The sequence below is a fragment of the Halomonas sp. Y3 genome (genome assembly GCF_024137965.1).
Lineage (GTDB): Bacteria > Pseudomonadota > Gammaproteobacteria > Pseudomonadales > Halomonadaceae > Halomonas > Halomonas mongoliensis.
In genome coordinates this window covers 2,581,769-2,607,465 of record NZ_CP099975.1, presented here as the reverse complement: position 1 = coordinate 2,607,465, position 25,697 = coordinate 2,581,769, and the positions used below count along the sequence as shown (strand labels likewise).

Below are 25,697 nucleotides of genomic sequence, written 5' to 3'. Positions count from 1 at the left end.
GGGACGCCGCGTCCTGATCATGGCCGGAGGCACCGGCGGCCACGTCATTCCGGCCCTCTCCCTGGCCCGCGGCCTCGCCGCCGAGGGGGTGGAGGTGGCCTGGCTGGGCAGCCCTCGCGGCATCGAGAACCGCCTGGTGCCCGAGGCGGGCCTTCCCCTCCATCGCATCGCGGTGTCCGGCCTGCGCGGTAACGGTGCCGCCGGCTGGCTGCTGGCGCCGCTCAACCTGACCCGGGCGGTCTGGCAGGCGCGGCGGGTGATCCGCGAGTTCGACCCCCAGCTGGTGGTGGGGCTCGGCGGCTTCGCCAGCGGCCCCGGCGGCCTGGCCGCCTGGCTGGGGCGCCGCCCGCTGGTGATCCACGAGCAGAACGCCGTGGCGGGGCTCACCAACCGGGCGCTGTCACGGCTGGCGCGCCGCGTCTACGCGGCCTTTCCCCAGGCCTTCGGCAGCCGCGGCGAGGTGATCGGCAACCCGGTGCGCGCCGAGATCGCCGCGCTTGGCGAGGCGCCGCACACGGCCGCGGCGATGCGTGGCCGGCGCCTGCGGCTGCTGGTGGTGGGGGGCTCCCTGGGCGCCCAGGCGCTCAACGAGCGCCTGCCCGAGGCGCTCGCGCTGCTGTCCCCCGAGGCGCGTCCCGAGGTGCGCCACCAGGCCGGGCGCGACAAGGACGCTGCCACCCGCCAGGCCTATGCCGACCAGGGCGTGCCAGCCGAGGTGACCCCCTTTATCGATGACATGGCAGAGGCCTACGGCTGGGCCGACCTGGTGGTCTGCCGGGCCGGCGCCCTGACCGTGGCGGAACTCGCCGCCGCGGCGAGGCCGGCGCTCTTCGTGCCCTTTCCCTTTGCGGTGGACGACCACCAGACTGCCAACGCTCGGGCGCTGGTGGAGGAGGGCGCTGCCGAGCTGCTGCCCCAGACAGAACTCGATGCGGCGACGCTGGCCGAGCGGCTGGCGGCGCTGCTGGACCCCGACACTCTCGCCACCATGGCCGCGCGGGCGCGTGCCTGTGCGCACCTCGACGCCGTCGAGCGCCTGGTGGCCGGCTGCATGGAGACAGGTTTTGAGCGATAGCACCTCACGGCCGGTTCCCGGCCAGTCCACCCCTCCCGAGCGGGGGCTGGGCATGCGCCGGATTCGGCAGATTCACTTCGTGGGCATCGGCGGCGCCGGCATGTGCGGCATCGCCGAGGTCCTGTCCAACCAGGGCTATGCCGTCAGCGGCAGCGACCTGAAGGCATCGGCGGTGGTGGCGCGGCTGCGCCAGTGCGGTATCACGGTGGCCATCGGTCACGCCGCCGAGCATGTGGCCGGCGCCGACGTGGTGGTGGTCTCCACCGCGGTGGATGAGTCCAATCCGGAGATCGCCTGGGCGAGGGAACACCGCGTGCCGGTGGTGCGCCGCGCCGAGATGCTCGCCGAGCTGATGCGCTTCCGCCACGGCATCGCCGTGGCCGGCACCCACGGCAAGACCACCACCACCAGCCTGACCGCGACCCTGCTCGGCGAGGGGGGGCTCGACCCCACCTTCGTGATCGGCGGGCGACTGACCAGCGCCGGCACCAACGCCCGGCTGGGGGAGGGCGACTACCTGGTGGCCGAGGCCGATGAGTCGGACGCCTCCTTCCTGCACCTGCAGCCCATGGTCTCCATCGTCACCAATATCGATGCCGACCATATGGCCACCTACGGCGGCGACTTCGAGAAACTCAAGACCACCTTCCTCGAGTTCCTGCACAACCTGCCGTTCTATGGGCTGGCGATCCTCTGTATCGACGATGACAATGTGCGTGGCCTGCTCGACCGAGTGCACCGCCAGTTCATCACCTACGGCTTCAGCGAGGACGCCGACTACCGCATCACCGATTTCGCCCAGGAGGGCGGCGAGATCCGCTTCACTGCCCACCGTCCGGGCGGCCTGGCGCCGCTGCCGGTGCGCCTGGCCATGCCCGGTCGCCACAACGCCCTGAACGCCCTGGCGGCCATCGCCGTGGCCAGCGATGCCGGCGTCGACGATGACGCCATCCTGCGTGGCCTGGCCGGCTTCCAGGGAGTGGGGCGACGCTTCCAGGTCCAGGGCCACTTCCCGGCGCCGAGCGGCGAGGGCGAGGTGATGCTAGTGGACGACTACGGCCACCATCCCCGCGAAGTGGAGATGGTGATCCGGGCGGTGCGCGCCGGCTGGCCGGAGCGGCGCCTGGTGATGCTCTACCAGCCCCATCGCTATTCGCGCACCCGGGATCTCTATGAGGACTTCGTGCGGGTGCTCTCCGGCGTCGATACCCTGCTGCTGCTGGACGTCTACAGCGCCGGGGAGGCGACGATCCCCGGCGCCGAGGGGCGCACCCTGGCCGGCTCCATCCGCCAGCGCGGCGAGGTGGACCCTATCTTCGTGCAGGAGAAGAGTGAGCTTGCCGGCCTGCTGGCCCGGGTGCTGCGCCCGGGCGATATCCTGATCACCCAGGGCGCCGGCGACGTTGGCGGGATCTCCCAGGCGCTGGCCGATGCGGCCCTGATGCTCGACGAGGTGACCCTATGAGCCTGGTGAACGATCTGGGCCGCGTGGCCGTGATCTACGGCGGCAGCTCCGCCGAGCGCGAGGTCTCCCTGAAGAGCGGGGCGGCGGTGCTGGCCGCCCTCCAGCAGGCAGGCGTGGATGCCATCGGCTATGACCCCGCCGAGGGGGGGCTGGTGGGGCTCGAGGCCCTGGCGCCGGACCGCGTCTTCATCGCCCTGCATGGCCGCGGCGGCGAGGATGGCACCCTTCAGGGGGCCCTGGAGCTGCTCGGCATCCCCTACACCGGCAGCGGCGTGCTCGCCTCGGCCCTGGGCATGGACAAGCAGCGGACCAAGCTGGTGTGGCAGGCACTCGGCCTGCCCACGCCGGAATCGGTGATGCTCGAGGCCGGCGCCGACTGGGCGGCGGTGGTGGCGCGCCTCGGCCTGCCGCTGATCGTCAAGCCGGTCCACGAGGGGTCGACCCTGGGGATCAGCATCGTCCACAGCGCCGAGGCGCTGGCGGCGGCCTACCATGAGGCGGCTCGTTTCGATGCCAGGGTGATGGCCGAACGCTTCGTCGAAGGTGAGGAATATACCGTGTCGCTGCTCGGCGACGCGGTGCTGCCGGCGATCCGCGTCGAGGTGCCCGGGGGCTTCTACGACTACGAGGCCAAGTACCTCTCCGATACTACCCGCTATCACCTGCCCTGCGGGCTCGGCGACGCCGAGGAGGCCGAGCTGGGCGAGCTCTGTCACCGCGCCTTCGAGGCGGTGGGCGCCGAGGGGTGGGGCCGGGTCGATGTGATGCGTGATCGCGAGGGGCGTTTCTGGCTGATCGAGATCAACACCTCGCCGGGCATGACCGACCACAGCCTGGTGCCCCAGGCCGCGGCCCACGCCGGTATCGACTTCGAGGCCCTGGTGCTGCGCATCCTGGCGGCCACCCTGGAGGCGCGCCCGGCATGACGCGACGGGGGGGCTGGCTGGGTGTCCTGCTGCTGCTGGTGCTGTTCGGCGCCGGCGGTCGAGCCCTGTGGCTGTGGCTCGACCGCCCCATCGAGCGGGTCTCCATCGGCGGCGAGTTCACCCACGTCAATGCCGACTACTTGCGCGACGAGCTGGCGCCGCTGATCCGCGGTCGTTCCTGGCTCTCGGTCAACGTGGCCGAGCTGCGCGAGGAGGCGCTGGCGATCGAGTGGATCGCCGAGGCACGGGTCACCCGGGAGTGGCCCAATGCGCTGACCTTCGAGCTGACGGAGCAGGTGCCGGTGGCGCGCTGGAACGACGACTATCTGCTCAATCCCCAAGGGGAGCCCTTCGCCTTCGGAGCGGTGTCGCCGCCCGGCGACCTGCCGGACCTCGCCGGTCCCCTCGGCAGCGGTGCCGAGGTGCTGGCCTACCACGAGCGACTGGCCACGCGCTTCGGGGCCATGGGCCTGGAGCTCTCCCAGCTTCGGCTCGAGCCCCGCGGCGCCTGGCGCTTCCAGCTCGACGACGGCGTCTGGGTGATGCTGGGGCGCAGCGATCGCGAGGCGAGGCTGGCACGGCTGGCGGCGGCCTGGCAGCGTCAGCTCGGCTCCCAGGCGTCGCACATCCGCTACATCGATCTGCGATACCCCAACGGGGTAGCCGTTGCCTGGCATGGCGAGACCGAGCCGGGAGAGGAGGATCCAGCGGAGGAGGGCTGAGACCTTTTTCCGAGCAAAGGCGCATGCCCAAGGGCATGCGCCTGTTTCTTTTGCGGCAAAATCGCCGTATCGTGAAAGGTGATTTTCGCTCCGGGGTGGAGGATCAACTCGAGTTGTCCCTATAATTGACCCCAGGTTCATTTTTCATGATGCATGGCCCCTGGCGGGCCAGGTTCGAGGAGAGTTCCCGACTCATGGCAGGTCCTTCCAACGCGTCCAATATGGTAGTCGGGCTGGATATCGGAACGTCCAAGGTCGTGGCGATCGTGGGGCAGCCCACCGACGATGGCGGCATCGAGATCGCCGGTATCGGCTCGCACCCCTCCCGCGGCATGAAGAAGGGCGTGGTGATCAATATCGAATCCACGGTGCAGTCGATCCAGCGCGCCGTGGAGGAGGCCGAGCTGATGGCCGGCTGCGATATTCACTCCGTCTATGTCGGCGTGGCCGGCAGCCACATCAGCTCCATGAACTCCGATGGCGTGGTGGCGATCAAGGAGCGGGAAGTGACCCCCTCCGATATCGACCGGGTCATCGATTCGGCCCGCGCCCGGGCGATCTCCGAGGGGCAGCGTGTGCTCCATGTGCTGCCCCAGGAGTTCGCCATCGATACCCAGGGCGGTATTCGCGAGCCGCTGGGCATGTCCGGGGTGCGCCTGGAGGCCCGGGTGCACCTGGTGACGGCGGCGCTCAACGCCGTGCAGAACATCGAGAAGTGCGTGCGCCGCTGCGGCCTCGAGGTCGACGCCATCATCCTCGAGCAGCTCGCCTCCAGCATGGCGGTGCTCACCGAGGACGAACGCGAGCTGGGGGTCTGCATGGTGGACATCGGCGGCGGCACCACCGATATCGCCGTCTTCACCGAGGGGGCGATTCGCCATACCTCCGTGATCCCCATCGCCGGCGACCAGGTCACCAACGATATCGCCATGGCCCTGCGCACGCCGACCCAGCACGCCGAGGAGATCAAGGTCAAGTACGCCTGCGCCCTGACCCAGCTGGCCGCCAGCGACGAGCTGATCAAGGTACCCAGCGTCGGCGACCGGCCGGCCCGGGACCTCTCTCGCCAGGCGCTGGCCGAGGTGGTGGAGCCCCGCTACGAGGAGCTCTTCACCCTGGTGCGTGACGAGCTGCGCCGCAGCGGCTACGAGGACCTGGTGGCGGCTGGCGTGGTCTTGACCGGCGGCACCGCCCGGATGGAAGGGGTCGTGGAGCTGGCCGAGGAGATCTTCCACATGCCGGTGCGCATCGCTTGCCCGCAGAACGTGCGCGGCCTGGCCGATGTGGTGCGCAACCCGATTTATTCGACCGGGGTCGGTTTGCTACATTACGCTCTGCAGGAGACCCGGCAGGGTCACGGTCGACAGGCACAGGGCAGCGTGATGCCGGTCCAGGCGCGGCGCGAAGACGCCGGCCGGCGCGGCTTCAGGGAAGGCATACCGGCGCTGGCAAGGCTCAAGGGCTGGTTGAAAGGAAATTTCTGACAGGGTCGCCGCGGCGATCCAGGAGACGGGGCAAATGTTTGAACTGGTAGATAGCGCACCCTCAAGCAGCGCGGTCATCAAGGTGATCGGCGTCGGCGGCGGCGGCGGCAACGCCGTCAACCACATGGTCGAGAGCAACATCGAGGGCGTGGAGTTCATCTGCGCCAACACCGATGCCCAGGCGCTCAAGCGAGTCTCGGCCAAGACCGTGCTCCAGCTCGGCAACGAGATCACCAAGGGGCTCGGCGCCGGCGCCAACCCCGAGGTGGGGCGTCAGGCCGCCATGGAGGACCGCGAGCGCATTGCCGAGCTGCTCAACGGTGCCGACATGGTGTTCATCACCGCCGGCATGGGCGGTGGCACCGGCACCGGCGGCGCTCCGGTGGTGGCCCAGGTGGCCAAGGAGCTCGGCATCCTCACCGTGGCGGTGGTGACCCGTCCCTTCCCCTTCGAGGGCCCCAAGCGCATGCGTGCCGCCGAGGAGGGCATGCGTGAGCTCTCCGAGCACGTCGACTCCCTGATCACCATCCCCAACGAGAAGCTGCTCTCGGTGCTGGGCAAGAGTGCCAGCCTGCTGACCGCCTTCAGCGCCGCCAATGACGTGCTGCTGGGCGCCGTCCAGGGCATTGCCGAGCTGATCACCAGCCCCGGCATCATCAACGTCGACTTCGCCGACGTGCGAACCGTGATGTCCGAGATGGGCATGGCGATGATGGGCTCCGGCAGTGCCGTGGGCGAGAATCGCGCCCGGGAAGCCGCCGAGAAGGCCATCCGCAGCCCGCTGCTCGAGGACGTGGATCTCCACGGCGCCCGGGGCATCCTGGTCAACATCACTGCCGGTCCGGACCTCTCCATCGGCGAGTTCAACGATGTGGGTGCCACCGTCCAGGAGTTCGCCTCCCAGGACGCCACCATCGTGGTGGGTACCTCCATCGACATGGAGATGAGCGACGAGCTGCGCGTCACCGTGGTGGCGGCAGGCCTCGACGGTCGTCAGCAGACCAAGGCCGCGACGCGAGAGCCGGCCAAGCGTGCCGAGAGCGCCTCCGACTACCGTCGCATGTCGCAGCAGCCGGCCGTGGCGCGTCAGCAGGCCACCCGTGCCGCCGCCGAGCCGGAGGAGGCCGCCAGGCCGCGCAGCGAGAAGCGTCGCTCCCAGGAGCTCGACGACTACCTGGATATTCCGGCCTTCCTGCGCCGCCAGGCCGATTGAGACGCACTATCGAGCCCATTGGCCGTGCCGGGCGAGGTTTCTTTGTTGAAACGCCCGTTCGGTGTTATAGTGAACAGTGTTTGATAACCCGATAACAGCCTGGCCACAGCCCATGATCAGACAACGCACCCTGAAGAACGTCATCCGCGCCACCGGCGTCGGCCTGCACTCCGGCAAGAAGGTCTACATGACCCTGCGTCCGGCGCCCGTGGATACCGGTATCGTCTTCGTGCGCACCGATCTGGATCCCGAGGTGCAGATCCCCGCCCAGGCCGATAACGTCACCGACACTACCCTCTGCACGGCGCTCTCCGCCGGCGGCGCCAAGGTGGCCACGGTCGAGCATCTGATGTCGGCCCTGGCCGGCCTCGGTATCGATAACGCCTATGTCGACCTCAGCGCCGCCGAGGTGCCGATCATGGACGGCAGCGCGGGCCCCTTCGTCTTCCTGATCCAGTCCGCCGGCATCAGCGAGCAGAATGCGCCCAAGAAGTTCATCCGCATCAAGCGGGAGATCACGGTGCGGGACGGCGACAAGGAAGCCACCTTCCGCCCCCATCAGGGCTTCAAGGTCGCCTTCGCCATCGACTTCGACCATCCGGTCTTCGAAGGACAGACCCAGACCGCTATGGTGGATTTCTCCACCACCTCCTTCGTCAAGGAGGTCTCCCGGGCGCGCACCTTCGGCTTCATGCGCGACCTGGAGTATCTGCGCTCCAACAACCTGGCCCTGGGCGGCAGCCTCGACAACGCCATCGTGGTGGACGACTACCGCATCGTCAACGAGGGCGGCCTGCGCTACGACGACGAGTTCGTCAAGCACAAGGTGCTCGATGCCATCGGCGACCTCTACCAGCTTGGCCACAGCCTGATCGGTGAGTTCCACGGGGTGAAGTCGGGCCATGCCCTCAACAACCAGCTCTGTCGCGCCCTGATGGCCCAGCCCGACGCCTACGAGATTGTCACCTTCGAGGAGGAGGCCGCCGCGGCGCCTATCTCCTACGCGGCCCCGGCCATGGCCTGAACCCGGCTGCGCCGGGAGCTCTAAGCGGTAAGCCATAAGCTTTAAGACAAACACCCCCGCAGCAGTGCTGTGGGGGTGTTTGTCTTCGTTGTCCGGAAGGGTTCAAGCTGCTCTACGGCCTACGGCCTACGGCCTACGGCCTACGGCCTACGGCTCGCGCTCTGCATGAGCGGCCAGGCGCTGCAGTGCCGCCTTGAGGCGGGGGTCCCGGGTATCCTCGGCGCAGCTGGTCAGCTCGTCGGCCGCCTGGGCGGGCAGGTGGCGCACCTGGCGCAGCGGCGCCTTGACCGGCCGCACCGGGCGTACCTTGAGGGTGAATCCGGTTACCGCCTCGAAGCCGGGGAGCTGGTGCAGCAGCTCGAGCAGGCGAGGCTGCTCGTAGCGCAGCCGGGTCAGCCAGATGGCGCGGTCGGTGATCAGCGTCAGGCGTCCATCACGAAAGCCGCCCACGAAGAGATGCTCGGCGACCTCGCCGGGCAGCTGGTCGCGCAGGTGCTGCTGGGCCCGCTCGATCAGCCGCGCGGTGCGCATCAGCGAGCCGAGCTCGCCGCGGCCGTCCAGCAGGCGGGTCATGGGCTGGGCGCGGAAGCGCTTAGCCTTTATACTCATGGGCTTGTTTCTCGGGGCCTTGTGGCGTTACGCCGGGGAACCTCATTCACATGTCTCTGCGCCGGGCGCTGATGCTCGGAAGCCTAGCACGCTCGGGAGTCCATCGACAGCATGCCCCCCCGCACCCAGCATGATGATGCGAAGGCGTCCGCCGCCATGAGCCGGCGGCGAACGCCGCGCTGGTGGCTGGCCGGCCTGCTGGTGGGGTGCCTGCTGCCGGCGGGTCTGGTGCAGGGGGAGCCGCTGCGCCAGGCCGAGCGTCTGGTGCAGGTGTGTATCCTGGCGCCGGCGCTGATTCGGGCCAGTTCGCGCCTGCAGGCCCGCCGCCGGGCGCGCCGCGCCTGGCCGCTGTTGCCGTGTCTTATCGCGATGCCGCGGCCCTGCGGGCTGCGCTGGCCGTCGCCGCGCGCGCGTCGTCTGACCGCCGCCCATGACGTCCTGACCCGCCGAGGTCCGCCCGCTGCGTGGGCAATCTGAACGTTTCTCCGACCGCCAGCGGCGGCCGGTAACTTGTCACACGCAGAGACTGGACCCCTTTCATGATCAATTCCCTGTTACGCAAGGTCGTCGGCTCCAAGAACGACCGTGAAGTCAAGCGCATGAGTCGCCTCGTCGAGCGCATCACCGCCTTGGAACCTGCGCTGGAAGCCCTGGACGATGCCGCCCTCAGGGCCCGCACCGAGGAGCTCCGTGGGCGCCTGGAGGCCGGTGAGCGCCTCGACGACCTGCTGGGCGAGGCCTTCGCCACCGTGCGCGAGGCCGGCAAGCGGGTCATGGGCATGCGCCACTTCGACGTGCAGATGATCGGCGGCATGACCCTCAACAGCGGCCGCATCGCCGAGATGAAGACCGGCGAGGGCAAGACCCTGGTGGCGACCCTGGCCGTCTATCTCAACGCCCTCCCCGGCAAGGGCGTGCACGTGGTCACGGTGAACGACTACCTGGCCAGCCGCGACGCCGAATGGATGCGCCCCCTCTACGAATTCCTCGGTCTCTCCGTCGGCGTGATCCGCGCCGGCCAGAGCAGCGAGGAGAAGCGGGCGGCCTATGAGTGCGATATCACCTACGGCACCAACAACGAGTTCGGCTTCGACTACCTGCGCGACAACATGGCCTTCTCGCTGGAGGACAAGGTGCAGCGCGGGCTCCATTTCGCCATCGTCGACGAGGTGGACTCCATCCTGATCGACGAGGCGAGAACGCCGCTGATCATCTCCGGCGCCGTGGACGAGAACACCGAGCTCTACCAGGTGGTCGACCGCCTGGCCAAGGAGCTTACGGCCTGCGAGGACCCCGAGGACCCGGCCAGCGGCGACTTCCTGCTCGACGAGAAGCACAAGCAGGTGGAGGTCACCGAGACCGGCCACCACAAGGTCGAGGAGCTGATGCGCAGCGAGGGCCTGCTGGGGGAGGAGGACTCCCTCTACGCCGCCCAGAACCTCAACCTGCTGCAGCATATGCATTCGGCGCTGCGCGCCCGCCACCTCTATCATCGCGACGTGGACTATATCGTCGCCGAGGGCCAGGTGGTGATCGTCGACGAGCACACCGGGCGCACCATGCCCGGCCGGCGCTGGTCCGAGGGGCTGCACCAGGCGGTGGAGGCCAAGGAGGGGGTGCCCGTGCAGCGGGAGAGCCAGACGCTGGCCTCCACTACCTTCCAGAACTACTTCCGCCTCTACGACAAGCTGGCCGGCATGACCGGGACCGCCGACACCGAGGCCTTCGAGTTCCGCCAGATCTACGGCCTCGATGTGGTGGTGATTCCCACCAACAAGCCGCTGATTCGCCGCGACCTCAACGACCTGGTCTATCTGACCGCCGAGGAGAAGTTCGAGGCGATCATCAAGGACGTGCAGGCGGAGACCGAGGCCGGCCGTCCGGTGCTGGTGGGTACCGCCTCCATCGAGACCTCCGAGTACCTGGCCGGGCTGATGAAGCAGGCGGGAATCGCCTTCAATGTGCTCAACGCCAAGCAGCACCAGAGCGAGGCGGAGATCATCGCCCAGGCGGGTCGCCCCGGCGCCGTGACCATCGCCACCAACATGGCCGGTCGCGGTACCGACATCATGCTCGGCGGCAACTGGGAGGCCGAGGCGGCCAAGCTGCAGGACCCGAGCCCCGAGCAGCTCGAGGCGCTCAAGGCTGAGTGGCAGGCGCGCCACGACGCCGTGCTGGCCGCTGGCGGTCTGCACGTGATCGGCTCCGAGCGTCACGAGTCGCGGCGCATCGACAACCAGCTGCGCGGCCGTGCCGGCCGTCAGGGCGATCCGGGCTCCACGCGCTTCTTCCTCTCCCTGGAGGACAGCCTGATGCGCCTGTTCGGCTCCGACCGGGTGCAGCGCATGATGAAGGCCCTGGGCCTGGAGAGCGGCGAGGCGATCGAGCATAAGATGGTCTCCAACGCCGTGGAGCGCGCCCAGAAGAAGGTGGAGAGCCGCAACTTCGATATCCGCAAGCAGCTCCTCGAATACGACGACGTGGCCAACGACCAGCGTCGGGTGATCTACGAGCAGCGCAACGAGATCCTCGCCGCCGAGGAGGTGGCCCAGGCGGTGGCCGGCATCCGGGAAGAGGTCCTGGAACTCGCCATCAGCGACTTCGTGCCCCCCCAGAGCCTGCCCGAGCAGTGGGACCTCGCCGGGCTCCAGGACCACCTCAGGACCGAGTTCAATCTTGAGGTCCCGGTGGTGCAGTGGGCCGAGGAGGACGAGCGCTTCCACGAAGAGCAGCTGCGCGAGCGCCTGCACGCCCTGCACCGCGAGGCCTACGAGGCCAAGGTGGAGCAGGCCGGCGAGGCGCTGATGCGTCGCTTCGAGAAGCAGGTGATGCTCCAGGTGCTCGACACCCGCTGGAAGGAGCACCTGCAGTCCATGGACCACCTGCGTCGCGGGATCCATCTGCGCGGCTACGCCCAGAAGAATCCCAAGCAGGAGTACAAGCGCGAATCCTTCGAGCTGTTCCAGACCCTGCTGGCCAATATCAAGAGCGACGTGACCCGCATCCTGAGCCACGTGCAGGTACGCCGCCCCGAGGAGGTCGAGGAGCTGGAGCAGCAGCGCCGCGCGGCCCTGGAGCGCGAGAAGGCGTCGGCGGCCAGCCGCCACGATGCGCCGGAGGCGCCCGCCGCCGGCACCGCGGACGCCGAGGCGCCGCTGCCGCCCGGTGCCGACGGCCGCCCGCTGCGCCGCGAGGGCCCCAAGGTAGGGCGCAACGACCCCTGTACCTGCGGCTCCGGCAAGAAGTACAAGCAGTGCTGTGGCAAGCTGAGCTGATCGGCGCCGCCGCCAACCTGACAGGAGAGAAGACGATGGCAGTGGGTGAAGCAAGCTTTCCCGAGATGCCGGCCATTCCCGGCGTGCGCCTGGGCAGCGCCATGGCGGGTATCAAGAAGGCCAACCGCCGCGACCTGGTGGTGATCGAAGCGCCGGAAGGCGCCCGCGTCGCGGGCGCCTTCACCCGCAACGCCTTCTGTGCCGCCCCGGTCACCGTGGCCCGGGAGCACCTGGCCAGCGGCGAGGCCGCGCGCTATCTGGTGATCAATACCGGCAACGCCAATGCCGGCACCGGCGAGGTGGGCCTGCGCGATGCGCGGGCCACCTGCGCCGAGCTGGCTCGGCTGGCCGGCGTGGCCGGCGAGGCCGTGCTGCCCTTCTCCACCGGGGTGATCGGCGAGACGCTGCCCATGGAGACGCTGCTGGCGGGGCTGCCGGCGGCGCTGGCCGCCCTGGACGAGGGCCCGCAGGCCTGGCATCAGGCCGCCGAGGGCATACTCACCACCGACACCCGCCCCAAGGGGGCTAGCGTGACCCTGGCGCTGGGAGAGGAGACGGTGACCATCAACGGCATCGCCAAGGGGTCGGGCATGGTGCAGCCCAATATGGCGACCATGCTGGCCTTCGTGGCCACCGACGCCTCCCTCGACCAGGCACTGCTCGACGAGCTGCTGCGCGAGACGGTGGAGCGCTCCTTCAACTGCATCACCGTGGACGGTGACACCTCCACCAACGACGCCTGCGCGCTGATCAGCACCCAGCGCGGCGCCCGGATCGAGAGCGACGAGGCCGTTGCGGTGTTTCGCAACGGCCTGCAGCGGGTGATGACCGAGCTGGCCCAGGCGATCATCCGCGACGGCGAGGGGGCGACCAAGTTCGTCACCCTCCAGGTGGGCGGTGCCCGGACCCGGCGGGAGGCCCTGGACGTGGCCTTTACCGTGGCCCACTCGCCGCTGGTCAAGACCGCGCTCTACGCCTCCGATGCCAACTGGGGGCGCATCCTGGCCGCCGTGGGCCGTGCGCCGGTGGCGGACTTCGATGTCTCGAGGGTCGCCATCGATCTCGGCGAGGTGCGCCTGGTGGAGGCCGGAGGCCGTGCCTCCGGCTATACCGAGGAGGCCGGCAGCGCGGTGATGGCCCGGGAGGAGATCCCCATCCGCATCGAGCTGGGGCGCGGCGAGGAGAGCGCGACGGTATGGACCACCGACCTCTCCCATGAGTATGTGAGCATCAACGCCGACTATCGCAGCTGAGCCGCTGCGGTGGGGCAACCGCCAGACACAGAATTTCGCGCCCCCGGCGCGGACCAGTTGGAAAGGTAAATGAACGCAATGGTGAAGAGAAGGGTGCACGTGGCGGCCGCCGCCATCATCAGCGCCGACGGCGGGGAGGTGCTGATCGCCCGCCGGCCGAGCAATGTCGACCACGGTGGCCTCTGGGAGTTTCCCGGCGGCAAGCTGGCGCCCTACGAGACGGGCCTCGGGGGGCTCAAGCGCGAGCTGCTCGAGGAGCTGGGGGTGGAGATACAGCGGGCCCAGCCGCTGATCCGCATCCACCACGAGTACCCCGACAAGCATATCCTGCTCGACGTCTGGCAGGTCCACGACTTCTCCGGCGAGCCCTTCGGTCGCGAAGGGCAGGCGGTGCGCTGGGTGCCCATGGCGGAACTGGTCAACTATCCCTTCCCGGCGGCCAACCTGCCGATCCTGCGGGCCGTGGCGCTGCCCACCGAGTACCTGATCACCGGTGAGGAGGAGGACGAAGGCCGCTTCCAGCAGCGTCTCGAGCGTGCCCTGGTAGAGGACGGCGTGCGCCTGGTGCAGCTGCGCGCCAAGGAGCTCGACGAGGCGGCCTTCCTGGCCCGGGCCGAGGCTTCCCTGGGCCTGTGTCGTCAGCACGGCGCCCGCCTGCTGCTCAACGCCGAGCCCGAACTGCTGGAGCGCGTCGATGCCGACGGTATCCACCTGACCAGCGAACGCCTGATGCGCCTCGAGCGGCGCCCCATCGCCGAGGGCAAGTGGCTCTCCGCCTCGACCCATGACCGCGAGCAGCTGGTTCAGGCCGGCAAGCTGGGCTGTGACTTCGTGACCCTCTCGCCGCTGCGTACCACGCCCTCCCACCCCGAGGTGGCGCCCATGGGCTGGCACGACTTCCAGGAGCTGGTGGAGCGCGCCGCCATGCCGGTCTTTGCCCTGGGGGGCATGACGCGTCATGACGCCAACCACGCCCGGGCCGTGGGCGCCCAGGGGATCGCCTCGATCCGCGACTTCTGGAAATAGCGGCACGGCGAACGCCCGATAAACGCAGCGCGCCCCGCCATTCGGCGGGGCGCGCTGCGTTCGGGGTCAGGGCTCAGGAGCGCCCCGAGGGCCCCGCGGCCAGGCGCTGCTGCTGCCAGGCGAAGTAGAGGAACAGCGCCCCCATCACCAGGTAGCCCACCACATAGTCCGGGGCGGCGTTGAGGGCGAGGGCCGGGGCATGCATCAGCCCCACGAAGGAGAAGCCGGCGGCGATCGCGGCGAAGGCCGCGGCACGGCGGAACTGGTGGTCGATCACCGAGACCGTCATGGCGCCGATCAGGATCGCCATGAACATGGCGCCCTGGCCCAGGGGCACGATGCCGGTAGAGATGCCGGTAACCGTCTCCTCGGCGGCGCGGCCGAAGCGGGTCATCACGTAGTTGGCGAAGTAGGGCAGCATGGCCAGTGCCACCGCCGGATAGTAGCGGGTGTCGTTGCTCTGGAAGGCCGTGGCGATCATCGACATGCCCACGAAGACCAGGATCGGTGCCACCACCGAGACCGGGATGATGGCGGCGAGTGCCGCGATCAGGCCGAACATGGTGGCCAGGCCGTAGACCGCACCGTTGAGCAGGCTGTAGCCGCGCCCGGCGCCCATCCACTTGGCGCCCACGGTGGCGATGTAGACGGTGGTGGGGAAGACCCCGCCGAACAGGGCGCCGATCATGGTGCCGGCGCCGTCCACGGCCTGGCACTCGCGCACGTCATACCTGTCGCCGGCGGCCTCCATGGCCTCCACGTTGTTCATGGTCTCGATGGCGTTGTAGAGGGTGATCGGCAGCACCACGGTGAGCACGGCCAGCATGCCGGTAAAGAGCAGCCCCAGGCCCTCGAACCAGGCCAGGTTGGGCAGCAGCGGGTAGAAGCCCAGGTGGGTGAAGGCGTCGCTGAAGCGCTCGCCCCCGGCATCGCCGATCAGGTAGGCCATGGCGGTCCCCACCACGATGGCGAACAGCGAGGTGGGCAGGCGGAAGGGCATGGCCACCCGGGCCACCAGACCGACGATGATGATCGCCAGCACCAGCAGGCCGATCACCGGCATCTCCAGGGTCTTGAACAGCATTTCGCCGGCGATGAAGGTCAGCGCCACCCCGGCCACCGCGCCGAGCATCGCCGCCCGCGGCAGATGGTACTGGACCCAGCGGCCGATCAGGCTGATGGCCGCCTCGATGGCGCCGCTGATGAAGCAGGCGGCCACCGCGACCTTCCAGGCCAGTTCGGCGTCGCCGGTGAGCTGCTTGGCGGGCAGCAGCACCCCGAACAGGAAGACGAACATCACCGGGGTGGAGATGCCGTAGGAGAGGGCGGTGACGTCGGTGCGGTTCTCCTTCCTGGCCAGGCGCGCCGCGCTCCAGGCGTAGTAGAAGTTGCCCACCATCACGGCCACGGCCGCGCCGGGCAGTACCTGGCCGAAGACGATGGAGGCCGGGAAGCCCATGCCGAGCATGGTGATGGCGATGATGACGAAGTTGGCGATGTTGTTCTGGAACAGCGCGAAGAAGGCGTCGGTGTCCTCCTTCTTGTACCAGGGATAGTGCACGGGGGAGCTGCCGAGGGGTGTCGCCATGGGGAGCCTCTTGCTGTTGGGGCGCGGGATGGAGGAGCGAACTCTACCCCAAACGGCGACGCCCGGGCAGGGCCCGGGCGTCTGGGAACAAGGCTGGCGCCTCGCTCAGTTGACCGCGGCGACGGCCTTGGCCAGGTAGGGCAGGTTCTCGTGGGAGAAGCCCGCCACGTTGGCGCGGCCGGAGCGCACCATATAGATGCCGAACTCGTCGCGCAGGCGGTCGACCTGCTCCGGCGTCAGGCCGGTGTAGCTGAACATGCCGCGCTGTTCGGCGATATGCGCATACTTCTGGTCCAGGCCGTAGGGCTTCAAGGCCTCGACGAAGTCGCGACGCAGGGTGTTGATGCGGTCGCGCATCTCGGTGAGCTCCTCGCGCCAGATGGCGGCGAGCTCGGCGGAGTGCAGGATCTCGCTGACGATGGCGCCGCCGTGGGCCGGCGGGTTGGAGTAGTTCTCCCGGGCCACGATGGCGATCTGGGAGCGAACGTTCTCCATCTGCTCGGCGCTCTTTGCCACCATGATCAAACAGCCGGTACGCTCGCAGTAGATGCCGAAGTTCTTGGAGCAGGAGCTGGTGATGATCACCTCGTCGAGACTCTCGGCCAGCAGGCGCACCGCATAGGCGTCCTCCTCCAGGCCCTCGCCGAAGCCCTGGTAGGCGAAGTCCACCAGCGGCAGCAGGTTGCGCTCGCGCAGCACCTCGAGCACGCTCTGCCACTGCTCACGGGAGAGGTCGAAGCCGGTGGGGTTGTGGCAGCAGGCGTGCAGCACCACCACATCGCCCTCGGGGATCTGCTTCAGGGCGGCGAGCATGCCGTCGAAGTCGAGGCGGTTCTCGGCGTCCACGTAGGGGTACTTGTGCAGCGCGATGCCCGCGGCGGTGAAGATGCCGTGGTGGTTGGGCCAGGTGGGATCGGAGACCCAGATGCCCTTGCCCGGCAGCTGCTTGGCAATGAAGTCCGCCGCCAGGCGCAGGGCGCCGGTGCCGCCGGGGGACTGGGTGGCGCTGGCGCGGCCGGCTTCCAGCACCGGGGAGCCTTCGCCCAGCACCATGGGCAGCACCACCTCGCCATACGCCGGCGCCCCGTGGGAGCCGATGTAGGTCTTGGTGGTCTCGTTCTTGAGCAGCAGGGCCTCGGCCTCCTTGACCGCGCGCATCACCGGCGTGTTGCCCTGGGCATCCTTGTAGACGCCGACGCCGAGGTCGACCTTCTGGGGGTTGGTGTCCTTCTTGAAGGCCTCGATCAGGCCGAGGATGGCATCCCCGGGGACCCGCTCAATATGTTCGAACATTTATTTCGCTACCTCGTCGGTTCTGGCGGCAAGAATGAAATCGTTCCTGTGCAGGCCCTTGATCTTGTGCGACCACCAGGTCACGGTGACCTTCCCCCATTCGGTCAGCAGGGCCGGGTGGTGACCGGCCGTTTCGGCGAGTTCGCCGACGCGGTTGGTGAAGGCCAGGGCCTGCTGGAAGTCGGGGAAGGTGAAGGCCCGCTCCAGCTGCATGATGCCATCGCGCTCGATGATCTTCCACTCGGGAACCTCGGGCTTGAACAGTGCGATCTCGGCGTCGCTGACGGTGGGGGCGCCCTTGCGGCACGCCTCGCAGGGCTGACGGGAAAGCTTTTCCATGGAGTCACCTCGGCAGGGAGTTCACCCCGAAAGGTTGTGCAGTTGGGCCTCGACGTCAAGGGGTATCCCAGCCTGTGCGGCATGCGGAGGCACCCCGTCGTTCGGCTGGCTAGACTGGGGGGCAGGAAGACACAGGGGAGTCGATAGAGACAGGGGACCGCCATGACAGACGCCACGCCACCTTCGGCCCGGCATCCCGGCAGGGGAGTGCCTCTCTGGCTCAAGCTGGCCTTCACGCTCTGGATCCTGGGCTGGGCGCCCACCTTCTGGGTGCTGCTGGGTCCCCAGAACTACTTCTGGCTCTGCAACCTGGCCAACTTCCTGCTGCTGGTCGGGCTGTGGCGGGAGAGCCGCCTGCTGCTCTCCATGCAGTGGCTGGCGGTGGCCCTGGTCGGGACGCTCTGGGCCCTGGATGTCGGAACGGCCTGGCTCATCGGGCTGCATCCCATCGGCGGCACCGAGTACATGTTCGATGGCGGCCAGCCGCTGCTGACCCGGCTGCTCTCGCTCTATCACCTGATCCTGCCACCGGTGGCGGGGCTGGCGGTGTGGCGGCTGGGCTATGATCGACGGGCCCTCTCCTGGCAGACCGGCCTGACCTGGCTGGTGATACCGGCCAGCTACCTGCTCACCGACCCCGAGCGCAACATCAACTGGGTGCATGGGCCCTTCGGCAGCGAGCCTCAGACGCTGATGGATCCGCTGCTCTACCTGGTCGCCCTGATGGGCCTCTGGCCCCTGCTGATCTACCTCCCCGTTCATTTTCTGACGCGCCGGCTGCAGCGCCGCGGCCGGCTTGGGTGACCCCGGTTCAGGCCCCGGCGCCGCTCCGGATCAGCCAGTCGCGCACCTCGGCATAGGAGTAGCCCTCCAGGGCACCGAAGCCCGGCAGCTGTCTGGCCTTGAGCCGGGTGAGGAGCGGGGTGGTGATCCCGCACAGGAACCGGGCCAGCAGGTCCGGCGTGGGGGGGTGGCCCTCGCCCTGGTCGCTCAGGCGGCCAAGGAGCTCGCCGAGCAGCTCGCCAGGGGCGCGCTCCCCCAGCGGGGCGGGCTCGGGTCCCCGGGGCAGCCGGGCGGGCTGGCCCCGGCAGGCGGAGCAGTGGCCGCAGCGTTCGGGCGCGCGGTCGTCGCCGAACCACTCGGCCAGGCGCCGGCTCAGGCAGCGCTCGCTCTCGAAGAGCTCGAGCATGGCGTGCAGCCGGGCGATCTCGGCGGCCTCCTTGTCGCGAAAGTAGTCGTGGAGCTCGCCGGTCAGCGCCTCTGGGTCGATGTCGGTCGCCATGACCTCGTAGACCTCGGTGAGCTGGCGGCTCTGAAGCTCGATCCAGCCCTTGTCGACGAAGTAGTCCAGGGCGGTGATCACGCGGCGGCGGGAGGTGTCGAGGCCGCGCTCCCGACCCAGCGCCTCCAGGGTGGCGAAGTCCAGTTCGTGCCAGGTGCGCGCCTTCCTGGCGGCGTCGAGAATGGCCTGGACGAAGGCCTGGCGCTCGCCCTGGAAGCGGGCCACCAGGGCCTCGGGGTCGAGGAGCAGCTTGAAGCGGTAGTCGGCGAAATAGGCGTGGCGGGGCTTGAGGATGCCACGCAGTTCCAGCTGGACCAGCAGGGTCTTGAGCGGTAGCGGGCGGATGTTGGCATGCTGGGAGAGAGCGTTGAGGGTCAGCTCCCAGTGCGCCCCGGCGGCGCGCAGCTCGTCGATCACCCGGCGGATGCCGTGGCGCTCCGGGGTGTCGCCGTAGACGAAGGTCTCCAGCACCCCCAGGGTATCGCGCCCGGCCAGCATCAGGCACTCGGAAGGCCTGCCGTCGCGCCCCGCCCGGCCGATCTCCTGGCTGTAGTTCTCGATGGACTTGGGCAGGTCGAAGTGCACCACGGCGCGGATATCGGCCTTGTCGATGCCCATGCCGAAGGCGATGGTCGCGACGATGCAGTCGCTCTGTCCGGTCATGAAGGCTCGTTGGATCGCCTCGCGTTTCTCGGCCTCGAGCCCGGCATGGTAGGCGGTGGCGGAGAGCCCGGCCTTGCTCAGGTAGGCGGCCAGACGCTCGGCGGTCTGCTGGAGGGTGACGTAGACGATGGTGGGAGAGGGCGCCTGGGCCTGGCGCTGCTTCAGCCAGGCGGCCAGGGCCCGGGGGCGGGCGTCGGCGGCCACCGGGGCCACGCTGAGGTCGAGGTTCTCGCGATAGAAGCCGGTGGCGGTGATGTCATCGGCGGCGATCCCGAAGCGGCTGCGCATATCGTCGATGACCCTGGGGGTGGCCGTGGCGGTCAGCAGCAGCGCCTGGGGAATACCGAATTCACGCTGGTAGTCGGGAAGCTTGAGGTAGTCGGGGCGGAAGTTGTGCCCCCACTCGGAGATGCAGTGGGCCTCGTCCACCACCATCAGGGAGATCGGCACCCGGCGAATGAAGGCCCGGAAGCGCTCGTTCTTGAGGCGCTCCACCGAGATCATCAGGATGCGGATCTCGCCGCGTTCGACCCCGGCCATCACCGCGGCGGCCTCCTCCCGGCTCTGGGCGGAGTCGATGCTGGCGGCTCGGATGCCGTGGCGCTCGAGGAAGGCGAGCTGGTCCTGCATCAGCGCCAGCAGCGGCGAGATCACCAGGGTGAGGTGGGGCAGGTGCAGGGCGGGCAGCTGGTAGCAGAGCGACTTCCCCGAGCCGGTGGGGAAGATGGCCGCCGCCGAGCGGCCGGCCGTCACCGCTTCGATCACCGGGCGCTGGCCGGGGCGAAAGTCGGCGTAGCCGAAGACCTCTTGAAGGGTCTGCTGGATCATCGGGGGCTCCGGAGTCAGGACTGGCTGGCCGTCCAGTGTAGCCGACCGAGCCTGTCGCTGCTCCACTGGAGGTCTCGCGCTCAGCGCGGCGCGTCATAGCGCTGCTCGCGGCCCCGAGAGAAGAGCACCTGCCAGAGCTGCAGGTGGCGAGCGCGAAAGGCCCCGGCACAGACCGACAGGTAGTAGCGGAACATGCGGCGGGTGCGTTCGTTGTAGCGGTCGGCAATCTCGCCCCAGCGGGCATCGAAGTTCCCGAGCCAGGCCATCAGGGTGCGGTCATAGTCGGGGCCAAAGTTCTGCCAGTCCTCCAGCAGCAAGTAGGGTTCGCTGGCCCGGGCGATATGCATCGCCGAGGGCAGCACGCCGTTGGGAAAGATGTAGCGGTTGATCCAGGGGTCGGCGGTGATCTCCGAGCTGTTGGAGCCGATGGTATGCAGCAGGAACAGCCCCTCGGCGTCCAGCAGCCGTTCGACCGTCCGGAAGTAGACGGGATAGTTGCGATGCCCCACGTGCTCGAACATGCCGATGGAAACGATGCGGTCGAAGCACCCCTCCAGGTCGCGATAGTCCATCAGCTCGATGGCGACCGGCAGCCCCGCGCAGCGCTGCCGCGCCAGCTCGGCCTGCTCCTTCGAGATGGTGATGCCGGTGACTTCGACGCCGTGGTGGCGAGCGGCATGCTCGGCGAAGCTCCCCCAGCCGCAGCCGATATCCAGCACGCGCATGCCGGGCTCGAGCTCGAGCTTGCGGCAGGCCAGCTCCAGCTTGGCGAGCTGGGCCTCATGCAGGGTATCGGCCTCCTTCCAGTAGCCGCAGGAGTAGCACAGGGTGGGGTCGAGCATACGCTGGAAGAGGTCGTTGCCCAGGTCATAGTGGACCTCGCCGACCCGGTAGGCGCGAGCCCGGCTCTGCAGGTTGAAGAAGCCTGCCTGGAGACGGTACATCAGCCGCTCGGAGGGAGGGTGTACGCGCTCCCCCAGGCCGTGCTGCAGGAGCCGACAGGCCAGCTGGTCGAGCCTCTCGCACTCCCACCAGCCATCCATATAGGCCTCCCCCAGGCCCAGGGTGCCCTGGCGGAGCACGCGCTCGAAGAGGTCGGGGTGGTAGACCCTGAGGTCTCGGGGTGCCGGACCGTTGAGGGTGATGCCGGAGCCCTCCAGCAGGCGCTCGATAGCTCGCCTGGCGCGAGAGTCGGGAAGGGCTGTGAGGTGTGTGGGCGCGTTACTGTTCATGCTGTCCGTCCGGGCCGGGGAGCGCGTTAACACTCCTGAGCATAGCCAAACCTGCCAGACAGGGAAAAATCCGGCAGAATAGCGCATTTTGTCGCCGCCACCTCGGCGGGCGGCTCGGCTGATACTGCAATGGGCGCTGAAATGACGACCGATACCCAACCTCGTGCCCAGTGGCTAGGCCGCTGGGGCTTTGTGCTGGCGGCTACCGGATCCGCGGTGGGCCTCGGCAATATCTGGAAGTTTCCCTATATCACCGGCGAGTATGGCGGCGGCGCCTTCGTGCTGGTCTACCTGGCCTGCATCCTGGCGGTCGGCATCCCGGTGATGATGACCGAGATCGCCTTCGGGCGTCGCGGTCGCGGCAGCCCCGTGGACGCCCTGCGCCGGGTGGTGAAGGAGTCGGGGAGCGGCTCGGCCTGGTCGCTGCTGGGCTGGCTGGCGATGCTCTGCGGCTTCATGATCCTCTGCTTCTATGCGGTGGTGGCTGGCTGGTCCTTCTCCTATCTCTGGAAGATGCTCACCGGCGCCTTTGCCGGCGCCACCGGTGATGACATGGTCGGCATCTTCGTGGCCAACAACGAGAATCCGCTGAACCTGGGGTTCTGGAGTACCCTGGTGGTGGTCGCCACCATGCTGATCGTCGGCAAGGGAGTGCAGGCGGGCATCGAGCGCTGCGTCACCTGGATGATGCCCGGCATGGTGGTGATGCTGGCGATCCTGATCGCCTACGGCGCCTTCTCGGGGGGCTTCGGCGAGGCGTGGCGCTTCCTCTTCTCCTTCAATGCCGGGAGCCTCTCCAGCGAGGGCATGTTGGCGGCCCTGGGCCACGCCTTCTTTACCCTGTCGCTCGCCTCCGGTGCCATCCTCACCTATGGCAGCTACCTGCCGGCCCGAGCCTCCATCGCCCGCACGACCCTGAGCGTGGCGGCGGCGGATACCGTGGTGGCGCTGATGGCGGGACTGGCCATCTTCCCGATCATTTTCGCCAACGGCATGAGTCCGGGGGAGGGGCCGGGGCTGATCTTCATGAGCCTGCCTCTGGCCTTCCAGGCCATGCCCCTGGGCACCCTGTTCGGCATCCTCTTCTTCATGATGCTCTCCATGGCGGCGCTTACCTCCTCCATCTCCATGGTGGAGGCCACCGTCTCCTGGCTTTCCGACAGCAAGGGAGTCTCGCGGCGCACGGCGGCCTGGGGCACCGGCATCGTGCTGTGGCTGATCAGCACCCTGGCCATGCTCTCCTTCAACGTCGGGGCCGACTGGACCCTGGTGGGGCGCACCGTCTTCGACTGGCTCGACTACCTGACCGCACGCTGGATGATGCCCCTGGGCGGCCTGGGCGTGGCGCTGCTGGCGGGCTTCGTACTCAAGAATGAGCCGATGAGGGAGGAGCTGGGGGTGCCTCCGGGCTGGTATGCCCTCTGGCTCTTCGCCGTCCGCTACCTGGCGCCCCTGGGGATCCTGGTGATCTTCGCCGATGCCCTGGGCATCGCACGGATCGAGTTCGGCCTCCACTGGCCGTGGCTGCTGGGCGCCCTGGTGCTGATTACCCTGGTGGGCGAGCTGGCAAGCCCCCGGCTGCGCCGTGCCCTGATGGGCTGAACGAAGCGAGCGCCCATGTCAGAGGCGGCCTCGCCCCGAGGGGGCGGGGCCGCGCTGCGTTGGGGCGTCCCGTTATAAGCTCGGAGCGGATCGGTCGTAGCATCCGGGTGGCAATTTCATTACCTTTAGGCATATAAAACGTCTTTATTTTAATGGTATTGGAATATGCGGCAGGATCCTCTCTTATCCGCCATCGCCCCCAGCGAGTTTCCGCCCGGCAGCGTCAGCCTGGTGGGGGCGGGCCCCGGTGACCCGGAGCTGCTGACCCTCAGGGCACTCAGGCGCCTGGGGGAGGCCGAGGTGCTGCTGCACGACCGCCTGGTCAGTCGCGAGATCCTCGCCCTGGCCAATCCCGATGCCCGCCGCCTCTACGTGGGCAAGGCGCGCTCCGACCACAGCCTGCCCCAGGAGGCCATCAATCAGGCCCTGGTCGACTGGGCTCGGGCCGGGAAGCGGGTCGTGCGACTGAAGGGGGGAGATCCCTTCATCTTCGGCCGGGGGGGCGAGGAGCTGGAGGTCCTGGCGGAGGCCGGGGTCCACTTCGAGGTCATTCCCGGCATCACTGCGGCCTCGGGCTGTGCCGCTTATGCCGGCATCCCGCTGACCCATCGAGACCACGCCCAGTCGGTGCGCTTCGTGACCGGGCATCTCAAGGATGATAGCGCCGATCTCGACTGGCCCTGCCTGGCCCGCCCCGGCCAGACCCTGGTCTTCTATATGGGGCTGCACGGCCTGCCCGAGATCTGCCGTCAGCTGGTGGCCCACGGCCTGGCGCCGACGACGCCGGTGGCGTTGATCGAGCAGGGCACCACGGCCCGCCAGCGGGTGTATCGCGCGACCCTCACCGACCTGCCGGCGCGACTGGCCCAGGTGTCGCCCCGGCCGCCCACCCTGATCATCGTCGGTGGGGTGGTCGGGCTGCACGGCACGCTGGCCTGGTTCGACCCCGCCCATGCCGGGGCCGGCGGCTGGGAGACCGGCAGCCGCGGCTGAGGCGGGCCGCTGGCGAAGACGGCGTGGTCGTCGCGTGCGACAATGAGGGCTCCACGATCGTCGGGAGCCCATCATGACGGCTCGTCCCAATGATGCCCTCGCCGAGGTGAGGCGACTGCGCCACCAGCGCCCGCGGCGCCACCGCCTGATGCGCAGCTTCCGCCTGCAGGTAATGCTGCTGGTGGGGGTGCTGCTCGCCGCCATGCTGCTGGCCCAGGGCGCCTACCTCAATCACCGCAAGGCCGAGATCATCAGCGACCAGATGGGCCAGCGTGCCCTGGCGGTGGCCCAGAGCGTGGCCGCCATTCCCGAGCTGGTCGCGGCCTTCGACGAGCCCGACCCCAGTGTCACCATCCAGCCCATCGCCGAGCGCATCCGCCGCGACACCGGGGCCCGCTATGTGGTGGTGGGCAACGCCGAGGGCATCCGCTACTCCCACCCGCTGCCGGACCGCATCGGCCTGCCCATGGTCGGGGGCGACAACGACCGGGCGCTGATTGGCGGCGAGTCCTACGTCTCCGAGGCCGAGGGCTCGCTCGGCGAGGCGATGCGCGGCAAGACCCCTGTGTTCGACGCCGAAGGCAACATCATCGGCATCGTCTCGGTGGGATTCATGCTCGACCGGGTGGCCCTGGACGTGGGGCGACACACCAGCCTCGGCTGGTGGCTGGTGGCGGCCATGATCGCCCTGGGCTTCGCCGGCGCCTACGGGCTCTCCCACCACCTCAAGCGGGTGATCCTGGGCCTCGAGCCCCACGAGATCGCCCGGCTCGCCATGGAGAAGGAGGCGATCCTGCAGTCGATCCACGAGGGGATCCTGGCCGTCAACCGCGAGGGCGAGATCACCCTGGTCAACCAGCAGGCGCGGCGCTTCCTGGGGCTGCCCGAGGCCCGGGAGGTGCTGGGGCGGCCGATCCAGGAGCTGGTGCCCAACTCGCGGCTGCTGGAGGTGCTCGAGCGCGGCGAGCGGCAGTTCGACCAGCAGATGTGGCTCGGCGACCACCCGGTGGTGGTCAATCGGGTGCCGGTGCGCCACGCCGGCGAGATCGAGGGGGCCGTGGCCACCTTCCGCAGCCGCCGCGAGATCGTCGAGCTCTCCGATGCCCTGACCGCCGCCAGCCGCGACGTGGACATGCTGCGTGCCCAGGCCCACGAGTTCTCCAACAAGCTCTACACCCTCTCCGGGCTGCTGCAGCTCGATCGCATCCAGGAGGCCCTGGCGCTGATCCACCAGGAGAGCGAGCGGGCCCAGGCGCAGATGAGCTTCCTGATGGGCCACGTGGCCGACCCGGTGATCAGCGGCACCCTGCTCGGCAAGCTGACCCGGGCCCGCGAGATCGGCGTGGTGCTGGAGATCGACGACCAGAGCTCCTTCTCGCTGCCGATGACCGCCGCCGGCCAGGAGGTGCTGATGACGGTGCTCGGAAATCTCATCGACAACGCCTGCGATGCCGCCCGGCAGGGCGCCGGTCCGGATGGCAATGGAGCCCGTGGCGAGCTGCCGCGGGTCAGGCTCTTCTTTACCGACCTGGGCGAGCAGCTGCTGATCGAGGTGGAGGACAACGGCCCCGGTGTGCCGTCGGAGCAGGTGGCGCATATCTTCGAGGAGGGCTACTCCACCAAGCCAGGCCGCCACCGCGGCATCGGCCTGGCCCTGGTCGCTCGCCTGTGTGCCGAGCACGGCGGTGCCATCACCCTGGAGGAGAGCGAACTGGGCGGGGCCTGCTTCACGGTGGTGCTGGACCGTTCGCTGTGCCGCGACCCGGCCACGGCCTGAGCGAGCCCCGTCTCCCCAACCGCAACTA

At 68.8% G+C, this 25,697-nt stretch carries 21 protein-coding genes; 15 read left to right on the top strand and 6 right to left on the bottom strand.

From position 1 onward, the window contains the following. The first annotated feature begins 19 nt into the window (after nt 1-19). The 7 genes from murG (at nt 20) to lpxC (ending at nt 7,909) form a co-directional block, all read left to right on the top strand. A complete protein-coding gene (gene murG / locus NHL60_RS12420) occupies nt 20-1,075 on the top strand; it encodes an undecaprenyldiphospho-muramoylpentapeptide beta-N-acetylglucosaminyltransferase (RefSeq protein ID WP_253452179.1) in 1,056 nt (351 codons plus the stop codon). A gap of 52 nt (nt 1,076-1,127) precedes the next feature. Then, a complete protein-coding gene (gene murC / locus NHL60_RS12415; protein ID WP_253452177.1) occupies nt 1,128-2,540 on the top strand; it encodes a UDP-N-acetylmuramate--L-alanine ligase in 1,413 nt (470 codons plus the stop codon). Then, nucleotides 2,537-3,466 (top strand): D-alanine--D-alanine ligase, encoded by a 930-nt coding sequence (locus NHL60_RS12410; RefSeq protein ID WP_253443741.1) that lies wholly within the window; start codon nt 2,537-2,539, stop codon nt 3,464-3,466. The genes murC and NHL60_RS12410 overlap by 4 nt, the downstream gene beginning before the upstream one ends. Continuing rightward, nucleotides 3,463-4,188 carry a cell division protein FtsQ/DivIB gene (locus NHL60_RS12405; protein ID WP_253443738.1) on the top strand — a complete coding sequence of 242 codons (726 nt, stop codon included), beginning with the start codon at nt 3,463-3,465 and terminating at the stop codon, nt 4,186-4,188. The genes NHL60_RS12410 and NHL60_RS12405 overlap by 4 nt, the downstream gene beginning before the upstream one ends. A gap of 194 nt (nt 4,189-4,382) precedes the next feature. Then, nucleotides 4,383-5,672 (top strand): cell division protein FtsA, encoded by a 1,290-nt coding sequence (gene ftsA, locus NHL60_RS12400; RefSeq protein ID WP_253443735.1) that lies wholly within the window; start codon nt 4,383-4,385, stop codon nt 5,670-5,672. A gap of 34 nt (nt 5,673-5,706) precedes the next feature. Next, nucleotides 5,707-6,885, top strand: a complete 1,179-nt coding sequence (gene ftsZ / locus NHL60_RS12395) for a cell division protein FtsZ (RefSeq protein WP_253443732.1) — start codon at nt 5,707-5,709, stop codon at nt 6,883-6,885. A gap of 112 nt (nt 6,886-6,997) precedes the next feature. Next, nucleotides 6,998-7,909 carry a UDP-3-O-acyl-N-acetylglucosamine deacetylase gene (lpxC, locus tag NHL60_RS12390; protein ID WP_253443729.1) on the top strand — a complete coding sequence of 304 codons (912 nt, stop codon included), beginning with the start codon at nt 6,998-7,000 and terminating at the stop codon, nt 7,907-7,909. A gap of 147 nt (nt 7,910-8,056) precedes the next feature. On the opposite strand, the gene NHL60_RS12385 is transcribed toward lpxC, so the two are convergent. Then, nucleotides 8,057-8,518: a DUF721 domain-containing protein gene (locus NHL60_RS12385; RefSeq protein WP_253443726.1), complete on the bottom strand. Its 462-nt coding sequence runs from the start codon at nt 8,516-8,518 to the stop codon at nt 8,057-8,059. A 156-nt stretch (nt 8,519-8,674) separates the two neighbouring features. On the opposite strand from NHL60_RS12385, the gene NHL60_RS12380 reads away from it, so the two are divergent. From NHL60_RS12380 to NHL60_RS12365, 4 genes are all read left to right on the top strand, one after another. Next, a complete protein-coding gene (locus NHL60_RS12380; RefSeq protein ID WP_253443723.1) occupies nt 8,675-8,995 on the top strand; it encodes a hypothetical protein in 321 nt (106 codons plus the stop codon). Between the two features lie 62 nt (nt 8,996-9,057). Next, the gene (gene secA, locus NHL60_RS12375) at nt 9,058-11,793 is read left to right on the top strand and encodes a preprotein translocase subunit SecA (protein ID WP_253443720.1); all 2,736 of its coding nucleotides are present in this window, start codon (nt 9,058-9,060) and stop codon (nt 11,791-11,793) included. A gap of 35 nt (nt 11,794-11,828) precedes the next feature. Further along, nucleotides 11,829-13,046 (top strand): bifunctional glutamate N-acetyltransferase/amino-acid acetyltransferase ArgJ, encoded by a 1,218-nt coding sequence (argJ, locus tag NHL60_RS12370; RefSeq protein ID WP_253443717.1) that lies wholly within the window; start codon nt 11,829-11,831, stop codon nt 13,044-13,046. A 78-nt stretch (nt 13,047-13,124) separates the two neighbouring features. Further along, nucleotides 13,125-14,072, top strand: coding sequence for a Nudix family hydrolase (locus NHL60_RS12365; RefSeq protein WP_253452173.1), 948 nt, complete (start codon nt 13,125-13,127; stop codon nt 14,070-14,072). A 73-nt stretch (nt 14,073-14,145) separates the two neighbouring features. Here the strand turns inward: NHL60_RS12365 and NHL60_RS12360 are convergent, their stop codons facing one another. The 3 genes from NHL60_RS12360 to NHL60_RS12350 form a co-directional block, all read right to left on the bottom strand. Beyond that, nucleotides 14,146-15,660 carry an NCS2 family permease gene (locus NHL60_RS12360; protein ID WP_253443714.1) on the bottom strand — a complete coding sequence of 505 codons (1,515 nt, stop codon included), beginning with the start codon at nt 15,658-15,660 and terminating at the stop codon, nt 14,146-14,148. A 105-nt stretch (nt 15,661-15,765) separates the two neighbouring features. Continuing rightward, nucleotides 15,766-16,953: an amino acid aminotransferase gene (locus NHL60_RS12355; RefSeq protein ID WP_253443710.1), complete on the bottom strand. Its 1,188-nt coding sequence runs from the start codon at nt 16,951-16,953 to the stop codon at nt 15,766-15,768. Continuing rightward, a complete protein-coding gene (locus NHL60_RS12350; protein WP_253443707.1) occupies nt 16,954-17,292 on the bottom strand; it encodes a 4a-hydroxytetrahydrobiopterin dehydratase in 339 nt (112 codons plus the stop codon). Between the two features lie 162 nt (nt 17,293-17,454). Between NHL60_RS12350 and NHL60_RS12345 the strand changes: the two genes are divergently transcribed. After that, complete coding sequence (locus NHL60_RS12345; RefSeq protein WP_253443704.1) at nt 17,455-18,096, top strand: hypothetical protein; 642 nt, start codon at nt 17,455-17,457, stop codon at nt 18,094-18,096. A gap of 7 nt (nt 18,097-18,103) precedes the next feature. Here the strand turns inward: NHL60_RS12345 and NHL60_RS12340 are convergent, their stop codons facing one another. Continuing rightward, nucleotides 18,104-20,065, bottom strand: coding sequence for an ATP-dependent DNA helicase RecQ (locus NHL60_RS12340; protein ID WP_253443701.1), 1,962 nt, complete (start codon nt 20,063-20,065; stop codon nt 18,104-18,106). 80 nt (nt 20,066-20,145) lie between these two features. Next, the gene (cfa, locus tag NHL60_RS12335) at nt 20,146-21,297 is read right to left on the bottom strand and encodes a cyclopropane fatty acyl phospholipid synthase (protein WP_253443698.1); all 1,152 of its coding nucleotides are present in this window, start codon (nt 21,295-21,297) and stop codon (nt 20,146-20,148) included. A 141-nt stretch (nt 21,298-21,438) separates the two neighbouring features. Here cfa and NHL60_RS12330 point away from each other — a divergent pair, with 141 nt between their 5' ends. The 3 genes from NHL60_RS12330 to NHL60_RS12320 all read left to right on the top strand — a co-directional run bounded on the left by NHL60_RS12330 (nt 21,439) and on the right by NHL60_RS12320 (nt 25,669). Beyond that, nucleotides 21,439-22,899: a sodium-dependent transporter gene (locus tag NHL60_RS12330; RefSeq protein WP_253443695.1), complete on the top strand. Its 1,461-nt coding sequence runs from the start codon at nt 21,439-21,441 to the stop codon at nt 22,897-22,899. A 165-nt stretch (nt 22,900-23,064) separates the two neighbouring features. Beyond that, complete coding sequence (gene cobA / locus NHL60_RS12325; RefSeq protein ID WP_253443680.1) at nt 23,065-23,892, top strand: uroporphyrinogen-III C-methyltransferase; 828 nt, start codon at nt 23,065-23,067, stop codon at nt 23,890-23,892. Between the two features lie 73 nt (nt 23,893-23,965). Next, complete coding sequence (locus tag NHL60_RS12320) at nt 23,966-25,669, top strand: sensor histidine kinase (RefSeq protein ID WP_253443678.1); 1,704 nt, start codon at nt 23,966-23,968, stop codon at nt 25,667-25,669. Nucleotides 25,670-25,697: the final 28 nt, after the last annotated feature.

What these genes read in the sequence shown, in the direction of transcription:
- murC (WP_253452177.1), top strand. Translation starts at nt 1,128, where the DNA reads ATGCGCCGGATTCGGCAGATTCACTTCGTGGGCATCGGCGGCGCCGGC.
- secA (WP_253443720.1), top strand. Translation starts at nt 9,058, where the DNA reads ATGATCAATTCCCTGTTACGCAAGGTCGTCGGCTCCAAGAACGACCGT.
- NHL60_RS12365 (WP_253452173.1), top strand. Translation starts at nt 13,125, where the DNA reads ATGGTGAAGAGAAGGGTGCACGTGGCGGCCGCCGCCATCATCAGCGCC.
- cobA (WP_253443680.1), top strand. Translation starts at nt 23,065, where the DNA reads ATGCGGCAGGATCCTCTCTTATCCGCCATCGCCCCCAGCGAGTTTCCG.
- lpxC (WP_253443729.1), top strand. Translation starts at nt 6,998, where the DNA reads ATGATCAGACAACGCACCCTGAAGAACGTCATCCGCGCCACCGGCGTC.
- NHL60_RS12330 (WP_253443695.1), top strand. Translation starts at nt 21,439, where the DNA reads ATGACGACCGATACCCAACCTCGTGCCCAGTGGCTAGGCCGCTGGGGC.
- argJ (WP_253443717.1), top strand. Translation starts at nt 11,829, where the DNA reads ATGGCAGTGGGTGAAGCAAGCTTTCCCGAGATGCCGGCCATTCCCGGC.
- NHL60_RS12360 (WP_253443714.1), bottom strand. Translation starts at nt 15,660, where the DNA reads ATGGCGACACCCCTCGGCAGCTCCCCCGTGCACTATCCCTGGTACAAG.
- NHL60_RS12385 (WP_253443726.1), bottom strand. Translation starts at nt 8,518, where the DNA reads ATGAGTATAAAGGCTAAGCGCTTCCGCGCCCAGCCCATGACCCGCCTG.
- cfa (WP_253443698.1), bottom strand. Translation starts at nt 21,297, where the DNA reads ATGAACAGTAACGCGCCCACACACCTCACAGCCCTTCCCGACTCTCGC.
- ftsZ (WP_253443732.1), top strand. Translation starts at nt 5,707, where the DNA reads ATGTTTGAACTGGTAGATAGCGCACCCTCAAGCAGCGCGGTCATCAAG.
- NHL60_RS12410 (WP_253443741.1), top strand. Translation starts at nt 2,537, where the DNA reads ATGAGCCTGGTGAACGATCTGGGCCGCGTGGCCGTGATCTACGGCGGC.
- NHL60_RS12380 (WP_253443723.1), top strand. Translation starts at nt 8,675, where the DNA reads ATGAGCCGGCGGCGAACGCCGCGCTGGTGGCTGGCCGGCCTGCTGGTG.
- NHL60_RS12355 (WP_253443710.1), bottom strand. Translation starts at nt 16,953, where the DNA reads ATGTTCGAACATATTGAGCGGGTCCCCGGGGATGCCATCCTCGGCCTG.
- ftsA (WP_253443735.1), top strand. Translation starts at nt 4,383, where the DNA reads ATGGCAGGTCCTTCCAACGCGTCCAATATGGTAGTCGGGCTGGATATC.
- NHL60_RS12345 (WP_253443704.1), top strand. Translation starts at nt 17,455, where the DNA reads ATGACAGACGCCACGCCACCTTCGGCCCGGCATCCCGGCAGGGGAGTG.
- NHL60_RS12405 (WP_253443738.1), top strand. Translation starts at nt 3,463, where the DNA reads ATGACGCGACGGGGGGGCTGGCTGGGTGTCCTGCTGCTGCTGGTGCTG.
- NHL60_RS12350 (WP_253443707.1), bottom strand. Translation starts at nt 17,292, where the DNA reads ATGGAAAAGCTTTCCCGTCAGCCCTGCGAGGCGTGCCGCAAGGGCGCC.
- murG (WP_253452179.1), top strand. Translation starts at nt 20, where the DNA reads ATGGCCGGAGGCACCGGCGGCCACGTCATTCCGGCCCTCTCCCTGGCC.
- NHL60_RS12320 (WP_253443678.1), top strand. Translation starts at nt 23,966, where the DNA reads ATGACGGCTCGTCCCAATGATGCCCTCGCCGAGGTGAGGCGACTGCGC.
- NHL60_RS12340 (WP_253443701.1), bottom strand. Translation starts at nt 20,065, where the DNA reads ATGATCCAGCAGACCCTTCAAGAGGTCTTCGGCTACGCCGACTTTCGC.